1 protein-coding gene is annotated in these 1,335 nt (G+C 69.2%); it reads left to right on the top strand.

Going from position 1 to position 1,335, the window contains the following annotated elements; translation table 11 throughout:
• Positions 1–265 precede the first annotated feature (265 nt).
• Positions 266–1,111, top strand: coding sequence for a 2,3,4,5-tetrahydropyridine-2,6-dicarboxylate N-succinyltransferase (gene dapD / locus AC0L3X_RS47100; RefSeq protein ID WP_063979813.1), 846 nt, complete (start codon positions 266–268; stop codon positions 1,109–1,111).
• Positions 1,112–1,335 lie beyond the last annotated feature (224 nt).

The raw sequence follows: 1,335 nt of genomic DNA, 5'->3' as shown, positions 1-1,335 counted from the left end.
CTGACGGGGTTTTTGGGCAAGCTGTCGCCCAAATAGCCGCCGTCGTCCCGAGGCGCGAAGCGAGCCCGGGACCCATAGCCACGGGCAGTCATTTGGCGAGGATTCGGAGTAATCGATCTCGCGCCACAACCGCTCCCTGTGGTTATGGGTCCCGGGCTCGCTTCGCGCCTCGGGACGACGGCGGAGTATGCCTTGACTCCTCCCCGCCAAATCCCGAAAAAGCGCCCCAATCCGCCAAAATTCTCATTCCCCAGAGGAAATCCCGATGTCCCTGTCCGCCCTCGAATCCACCATCAACAGCGCCTTCGACGCGCGTGACGGCATCTCGACCTCGACCAAGGGCGAGGTGCGCGAGGCCGTGGACCAGGCGCTGGAGATCCTGGACAAGGGCGAGGCACGGGTCGCCGAGCGCGGGGCCGATGGCAAGTGGAAGGTCAATCAATGGCTGAAGAAGGCCGTGCTGCTGTCCTTCCGCCTCAACGACATGGGTGTCATTCCCGGCGGTTCCGGCAAGGCGACCTGGTGGGACAAGGTGCCCTCGAAGTTCGAGGGCTGGGGCGAGAACCGTTTTCGCGATGCCGGCTTTCGCGCGGTGCCGGGTTCGGTGGTGCGCCGCTCGGCCTTCATTGCCAAGAACGTCGTGCTGATGCCGTCCTTCGTCAATCTCGGCGCCTATGTCGATGAGAGCACCATGGTCGACACCTGGGCGACCGTCGGCTCCTGCGCGCAGATCGGCAAGCGCGTGCACATCTCCGGCGGCGCCGGCATCGGCGGCGTGCTCGAGCCGCTGCAGGCCGAGCCCGTCATCATCGAGGACGACTGCTTCATCGGCGCGCGCAGCGAAGTCGCCGAAGGCGTGATCGTGCGCAAGGGCGCGGTGCTGGCGATGGGCGTGTTCCTGGGCGCCTCGACCAAGATCGTCGACCGCGAGACCGGCGAGATCTTCATCGGCGAGGTGCCGGAATATTCGGTGGTGGTGCCCGGCGCGCTGCCCGGCAAGCCGATGAAGAACGGCCAGATCGGCCCGAGCACGGCCTGCGCCGTGATCGTCAAGCGCGTCGACGAGCGCACGCGCTCGAAGACCAGCATCAACGAGCTGCTGCGGGATTGATCGGCGCCACCAGCGCCATTCCCTTACCGTCACCCTGAGGTGGCCGCCCCTTCGGCGGCCCTCGAAGGGCGACGGCCCGGCTGCCGCCACATCCCGGCCGCCCATCCTTCGAGGCTCCCGGGGGGGGGGGGGTGGGGGGGGCCCCCGCCCCCCCCCCCCCCCCCCCGGGGGGGCCCGGCGGGGGGGGGGGGGGGGGGGGGGGGTGGGCGCCCCCCGCAGGCCCC

It is taken from the genome of Bradyrhizobium sp. MI1.7, assembly GCF_055811795.1.
This window is presented reverse-complemented; position numbering and strand designations above follow the sequence as displayed.

Excerpts from the sequence above, each read along its gene's own strand:
- dapD (WP_063979813.1), top strand. The coding sequence starts at position 266 with ATGTCCCTGTCCGCCCTCGAATCCACCATCAACAGCGCCTTCGACGCG.